The organism is Sphingomonas sp. (assembly GCF_036388215.1).
In the GTDB taxonomy this organism is placed as follows: Bacteria; Pseudomonadota; Alphaproteobacteria; order Sphingomonadales; family Sphingomonadaceae; genus Sphingomonas.
This window is the reverse complement of record NZ_DASVSH010000025.1, coordinates 21174-27604: the sequence shown is the minus strand read 5'-3', so window position 1 is coordinate 27604 and position 6431 is coordinate 21174. Positions and strand designations below refer to the sequence as shown.

At 64.4% G+C, this 6431-nt stretch carries 8 protein-coding genes; 4 read left to right on the top strand and 4 right to left on the bottom strand.

Going from position 1 to position 6431, the window contains the following annotated elements; all coding sequences use genetic code 11:
• The 3 genes from VF617_RS09505 to VF617_RS09495 all read left to right on the top strand — a co-directional run.
• Nucleotides 1-2559, top strand: a 2559-nt coding sequence (locus VF617_RS09505) for an isoleucine--tRNA ligase (protein WP_331014640.1), incomplete at its 5' end; no start/stop codon positions are given.
• Nucleotides 2556-3098 carry a signal peptidase II gene (gene lspA, locus VF617_RS09500; RefSeq protein WP_331014639.1) on the top strand — a complete coding sequence of 181 codons (543 nt, stop codon included), beginning with the start codon at nt 2556-2558 and terminating at the stop codon, nt 3096-3098. The genes VF617_RS09505 and lspA, both read left to right, overlap by 4 nt.
• The gene (locus VF617_RS09495; RefSeq protein ID WP_331014638.1) at nt 3091-3504 is read left to right on the top strand and encodes a DUF3035 domain-containing protein; all 414 of its coding nucleotides are present in this window, start codon (nt 3091-3093) and stop codon (nt 3502-3504) included. Before lspA ends, VF617_RS09495 begins: the two co-directional genes overlap by 8 nt.
• Before the next feature lie 98 nt (nt 3505-3602).
• On the opposite strand, the gene VF617_RS09490 is transcribed toward VF617_RS09495, so the two are convergent.
• The 4 genes from VF617_RS09490 to VF617_RS09475 form a co-directional block, all read right to left on the bottom strand.
• Complete coding sequence (locus tag VF617_RS09490) at nt 3603-4397, bottom strand: TorF family putative porin (RefSeq protein WP_331014637.1); 795 nt, start codon at nt 4395-4397, stop codon at nt 3603-3605.
• A 189-nt stretch (nt 4398-4586) separates the two neighbouring features.
• On the bottom strand, nt 4587-5051 hold the full coding sequence (locus tag VF617_RS09485; protein WP_331014636.1) for a RidA family protein: 465 nt from the start codon (nt 5049-5051) through the stop codon (nt 4587-4589).
• Between the two features lie 8 nt (nt 5052-5059).
• Entirely contained in the window at nt 5060-5695 is a 636-nt protein-coding gene (locus VF617_RS09480; RefSeq protein ID WP_331014635.1) for an HAD family hydrolase, read from the bottom strand.
• Entirely contained in the window at nt 5692-5958 is a 267-nt protein-coding gene (locus tag VF617_RS09475; protein WP_331014634.1) for a DUF3572 domain-containing protein, read from the bottom strand. The genes VF617_RS09480 and VF617_RS09475 overlap by 4 nt, the downstream gene beginning before the upstream one ends.
• Before the next feature lie 36 nt (nt 5959-5994).
• Here VF617_RS09475 and VF617_RS09470 point away from each other — a divergent pair, with 36 nt between their 5' ends.
• On the top strand, nt 5995-6402 hold the full coding sequence (locus VF617_RS09470; protein ID WP_331014633.1) for a response regulator: 408 nt from the start codon (nt 5995-5997) through the stop codon (nt 6400-6402).
• The last annotated feature ends 29 nt before the right edge of the window (nt 6403-6431 follow it).

The window sequence follows — 6431 nt, the reverse complement described above, 5'->3', positions numbered from 1 at the left end:
CCCAAGCAGAGCGAGCAGTTCCAGCGGCTGGGCGTGATGGGCGACTGGGCGGACCCCTATGTCACGATGAGCTTTGCCGCCGAGGCGGCGATCGCGGGCGAGCTGTTGAAGTTCGCTGAGACCGGGCAGCTCTATCGCGGCGCCAAGCCGGTGATGTGGTCGCCGGTCGAGAAGACGGCGCTGGCGGAGGCCGAGGTCGAATATGAGGACGTGGTGTCGACGCAGATCGACGTCGCGTTCGAGATCGTCGAGGCGCCGAACGCGCCCGAGTTGGTCGGCGCGCATGCGGTGATCTGGACGACCACGCCCTGGACGATCCCGGTGAACCAGGCTTTGGCTTATGGGCCGGAGGTTGAGTACCAGCTTCTCGAAATCTTCGTGGACGGTTCTCGCGCCGAAGACACGATGGCCTTCCTGGAGGGAGTTGGTTGGTCTGCGAACGGAAGGAAACGCGTTTCCGCCGGCCCCAAGCTGCAGTTCTTGATAGCCGCCGAACTGGTGGAGCAATTCTCCGCACGAGTTGAACGTGCACTCCCTGCTACTCCCGAGGGCCATGGAGATCGCAATTATTGGTGCTATCCAGTCGGCGAGCGGATCAAAGGTTCGCAACTCGCCGGCGCAATTGCCGCCCACCCGATGCACCATCTCGGCGGCTTCTTCGCCAAGCCGCGTCCGTTTCTGCCCGGCGATTTCGTCACCACCGATGCCGGCACCGGCCTCGTCCATATGGCGCCCGATCATGGCGAGGACGATTTCCTGCTGTGCAAGGCGAACGGGATCGATCCGGTGTTCGCGGTCGATGGCGGGGGCATGTACCGCGAGGACTGGCTGTGGCTCGGCGGGCAGGGCTCGGTCATCAACAAGAAGTTCGTGGCGCCCGACGGGCCGATCTGCAGCGACCTGCGGGCGGCCGGGGCGCTGCTCGCGGCGAGCGAGGATTTCCAGCACAGCTATCCGCATAGCTGGCGGTCCAAGGCGAAGATCATCTTCCGCTGCACGCCGCAATGGTTCATTCCGATGGATCGGGCTTCCGGCAAGGGTGCTTCGACAGGCTCAGCACGAGCGGGGGAAGGGCTGGACACAAGCCCCGCTCATCCTGAGCTTGTCGAAGGACATGCGCTGAACCTGCCGCCTGCGTCCAACGGCGCGACTCTTCGCGGGATCGCGCTCGATGCGATCGAGACCACGCGCTGGGTGCCCGAGAAGAGCCAGAACCGCATCCGTGCGATGGTCGAGGGGCGGCCGGACTGGGTGATCTCACGCCAGCGCGCCTGGGGCGTGCCGATCGCGCTCTATGTCCATCGCCAGTCGGGCGAGTATCTGCGCGATCCGGCGGTCAACGCTCGCATCCTCGACGCCTTCCGCAGCGGCGGGGCAGATGCGTGGTTCCAGGCGGATCATCAGGCTTTGCTCGGCAGCAACTACAAGCTCGACGACTATGAGGTGATCACCGACATCCTCGACGTGTGGTTCGATTCGGGTTCGACGCACGCTTTCGTGGTCGAGGCGCGCTATGGCCCGGATGCGCGCGCGGACCTGTATCTCGAGGGATCGGACCAGCATCGCGGCTGGTTCCAGTCGTCGCTGCTCGAAAGCTGCGGCACGCGAGGCCGCGCGCCTTATGGCGCGGTGCTCACCCACGGCTTCGCGCTGGATGGCAATGGGCGCAAGATGTCGAAGTCGCTCGGCAACGTCGTCGATCCCTTGAAGATCATCGGCGAGAGCGGCGCGGACATCCTTCGCCTGTGGGTGGCGCAGACCGATTATTTCGAGGATGTGCGGATCGGCAAGGAAGTGCTGGCGGGCACGGGCGACACCTATCGCAAGCTGCGCAACACGTTCCGCTATCTGCTGGGCGCGCTGGAAGGCTTCAGCGATGCCGAGAAGGTCGCCGCGAGCGAGATGCCTGAGCTGGAGCGTTACATCCTCGCCAAGCTGGCCGAACTGGACGCCGAATTGCGCTCGGCGGCGGATGCGTTCGAGTTCAACCGCTACACCCGCGCGCTCACCGATTTCGCGAATGAGGACCTCTCGGCCTTCTTCTTCGATATCCGCAAGGACTCGCTTTATTGCGACGCGCCTTCGGACCCGAAGCGCCGGGCCTATCGGACGGTACTCGATACGCTATTCCACGCATTGGTCCGCTACGCCGCGCCGATCATCAGCTTCACGGCTGAGGAAGTATGGCAGGCGCGCTTCCCGAGCGAGGACGAATCGGTGCACTTGCTCGATTGGCCGGTGCTGCCAGAGGGCGCATCCGTCAGTGCCGACTGGACCGCGATTCGCGCGCTCCGCCAGACCGTCACGGAAGCGATCGAGCCCTATCGCCGCGAGAAACAGGTGCGATCGAGCCTGGAGGCGGAAGTCACTGCGCCAAATCTGCCGCTCGCCGGCGAGGACCTGGCCGAATTGTTCATCGTTGCGTCAGTGTCGCCGGGCGAAAGCGTGACCGTGACTCCCACCTCCGCCCAAAAATGCGGCCGCTGCTGGCGGCACCTTGCCGAGGTTGCGGACGACGGCGCGCTGTGCGACCGCTGTGCCGGGGTGGTGAACGCATGAATTTGCAGATGACCGTTACGCGCTGGATCGGGCTGCTTGTCGCGGCCTGCGTGCTCCTGTTCGACCAGTTCACCAAATATTATGTGACCGGCCCGCTTGGCCTCAACGTCGAGGACGACAGCCTCACGGTATTGCCCATCTTCGACTTGCGCTTCGTCAAGAATGTCGGCGTGTCGCTGGGGCTGCTGCCGGCGAGCGGCGAATTCATGCGCTGGGCGCTGGTGTTGCTCACCGCCGGAATCGCCGCCGGCGTAGCCTGGTGGATGATGCGCGAGAAGAAGCTGCCCGACGTGGTCGCATTGGGCCTGGTGCTGGGCGGCGCGGTCGGCAATATCCTCGATCGCGCGCGGCTGGGCTATGTCGTCGATTTCGCGGATCTGCATTTCGGCGCATGGCGCCCGTTTTTGGTCTTCAATGTCGCCGACGCCGCGATTACCATCGGCGTTCTCATCCTGTTGTTCCGCGCGCTCTTCGTGCGTGATAAGACGGCGCAGTCGGCTGACGCGCCCGCCCCTGTGGAGAATGAAGTCAATGCGTAGAATCCTCCTCGCCACTTCGGGCGTCGCGCTCGCGGTATCGCTCTCTGCCTGTACCAAGAGCGGCTATGACCGGGCTCGTCCGGACGAATTCGCCGTCGCGCGCCAGGCGCCTCTGGTGATCCCGCCCGATTTCGCGCTTGTGCCCCCCGCTCCCGGCGCGCCGCGCCCGCAGGACACCAGCCCATCGAGCCAGGCAGTTGACGCGATGTTCGGCGGATCCGCCCCGCGCAGCGCGGGCGAGCAGGCCACTCTCGATGCCGCGGGCCGCACCAGCGCCGATGCGGGCGCGCGTACGACGGTGGGCAGCCCCGGCACCAATGTGGTCGATAAGGGCGCCACGACGCGCGACATCGTCGCCGCCCCCGAGGGCAATGGCCGCGATGCGAGCACCACCACCCCTAAATAAGCAGCGGATTGCTTTTCGCACACGCGACAACAAAAAAACGCCGGCCCCCAGGGGACCGGCGTTTTTTTTGCATGGGCCGGACCGAAACCCGCCGCAGATCAGAACGCGAAGGTCAGATAGCCCAGGATGGTGCTGTCGCCGCCAACGTTGTTGTTGAAACGCTTGCCGAGCACGCGCTTGCCGGTAATGTCGGTATCGACATAGGACAGGCCAAGCGTGAATCCCTTGTACGTAGTCTCCGCTCCGACCGACCAATCGAGATAGGTCTTGTCGGTGGCGACCAGGTTGAAAGCGCCGAGCGCGCCATCCGAGCGGCCCACATGGGCGAGCAGCTTGACGGGAGCATTGGGCACCGTGACGCTGAAGTTGCTGTAGAGATAAAGCGAATCGTCCCCGCCCAGGCCGGGCTGTCCCGACCAGGCATAGTTGGCGCCGACCTTAACGTTCGCCGGCCCCATCGTATAATTGACGGAGGCATAGGGCTCCCAGAAGTCGGTGTCGTTGATCGCGCCGCCGCTGAGTTCCGGGGCGGCCGCATAGAGATAGTAAAGCACGCCGACATCGAAGCCGATCCCGCTGTCGAGCGTCTTGGTGTAGCCACCATAGAGATCGACTTCATAGTCGCCATAATCGGGCAGCGAGAAAACGTCGTCGATGGTGGACGCCCAGGTACCTACATAGAGGCCGGACTCGTGATTGACGTTGATCGTCCCCTGCGCCGCGACATGCTCGTGCGACTGGCTGAGGCCGCGGAAGCGATAATCGCTGGTGACGCCAAAATTCCCACTCACCGTGACGGACGGCGTGGGCTCGGTTTCGGTTGTTTCCTGCGCCATGGCAGGAGCGGCGGCAGCCAGCGCAAGCGCGCTCAGGCTGATCAGAGTGAAACGCATGGAATCCCTTTCAAATAGGCCTAAGGGTCCCCGCCTGCTGCCAATGGTGCTGCGTCATTTCCGCCCTGAAAGGCGTGCGCTGCTTGATCGGCATAAGACTATTGCCAAATGACGCTGCGGTGCACAACAAAATTTCCGGTTTCGTTTCGGGATGGGGATGCAGTGTTGCACAGCCGCAACAAGGGCGTGTCAGCGGACCGCGACCACCGCATCGACTTCCACCGCCGCGCCAAGCGGCAGGACGGGCACGCCTACCGCGCTGCGGGCATGCCGCCCCGCCTCTCCGAACAATGCCTGCATCAGTTCCGATGCGCCGTTCGCGACCTGGGGCTGATCGGTGAAGCTGCCCGCGGAATTGACGAACACGCCAAGCTTGACGATCCGCTCGACGCGCGAGAGATCGCCGCCCAGCGCCTTCTTGATCTGCGCGACGAGCATCAGCCCGCAGCGGCGGGCAGCTTCCTGGCCGAATTCGAGGTCCCGGTCTTCGCCCAGCCGCCCCGTCATCAGCGCGCCATCCTTGAAGGGGAGCTGGCCGGACACGTGCAGGAGCCCACCGGCCTGAACCGCGGGGACATAGGCCGCGACGGGCGCAGCGGCTTCGGGAAGAATCAGGCCGAGCTCGGCGAGCTTGCTTTCGATCGTATCGGTCATGCCCCCGCTCAACCACTCACCGCATCGGCGGTCAAGCCCGTGGCGAAGCGGGCCGCGATCCACGCCTGGGCCTTGCGCCAATCGTCGATGCGGGCATGCGCATGCGGGGCGGGCGGCACGTTGGGCGCAAGTTCGGGCTCGGCGACCATATGGAGCCGGTGGACCTGCGGTGCATGCTTCGCCACCGATTCATGGTGCACAGGCAAATCGTCGACGAAGACAGTGACGGGGTTTCCGAATTCGGCGACGAGCTTCGCGACCGGATCGCCCTTGCCGCCCTGGTTGCATTCCACCCGATGATGGATTCCATGCTCGGCGAGCTGGGCGATGCGGTGATCGCGGCAATGATCGCCGAGATTGGTGAGCACGACGATATCCGCAATTTCCGAAAGGCTTCCCAAGGCCTCGCGGGCATGCGGCACCAGGGTCTGGCGGCTCATCTCGCCCGGGAAGAATCCGCCGAGCAAGTCCCACATCTCCTCACGCGCGATGGCGCTGCTATCTGGGCGGCGCGTCATGGATTTCGTGAAATCGCCCTCCGCCAGCACGAAGTCGATGTCGTGTGCTTCATCCAGCCACGCCCCGAAATGGCGGACCATGTGGAGCAGCACTTCGTCGCAATCGGTGATCAGCAGGTGTTTCATGGCATTTCCAATTGGGCACGGGCGGCTACCAGGCGCGCGGGCCGAACCTCCAGGGCGTCGGCGCATGCCATAAGATCGGGCTCGTGCGCCTCCAGAAAACCAAGCGTCGCGGCAAGGAGCGAGGGATCGCCCGCACGCGCACGCAGCCCGGCGGGATCTAGTCCTGTCACATCCAGCAGCCGCGACGCCCGCGAAGGATCGCCGAGCGTCCAGACCAGGGCCTGAAGCGCAAGGGCCTCTGCATTTGTTTCCGCAGCCGCCATCGCTTAGAGAGTTTCGAAGATCATCGGGGTTTGGACGTGGCAAAAAGGGTGCTCGTTGTCGAGGACAACGAACTCAATCTGAAGCTGTTTTGCGATCTGCTGCGCGCGCACGGGTTCGAAGTCGAGCCAGTGAAGGACGGACGCGAGGCAGTTTCCCGCGCCCGCGCCTTCGCACCCGATCTGGTGGTGATGGATATCCAGATGCCGCACGTCACCGGCGACGAAATCATCCGCCAGATGAAGGCCGATTCGCAGCTTCGCGCCATCCCCATCATGGCAGTGACGGCCTATGCCGGGCGCGACGACGAGGAGCGTATCCGCGCCGCCGGCGCGAACGCCTATGTCTCCAAGCCGATCGGGCTGGTGCGCTTCATGGAGGAAGTGCGGGCTCTGGCGCCCACCGACGCAGAAAAGCCGCAGCGCGACGAATCGCCTGCGGCTTGAGAACCCGCCTTCGCGGGGACTGCGTAATC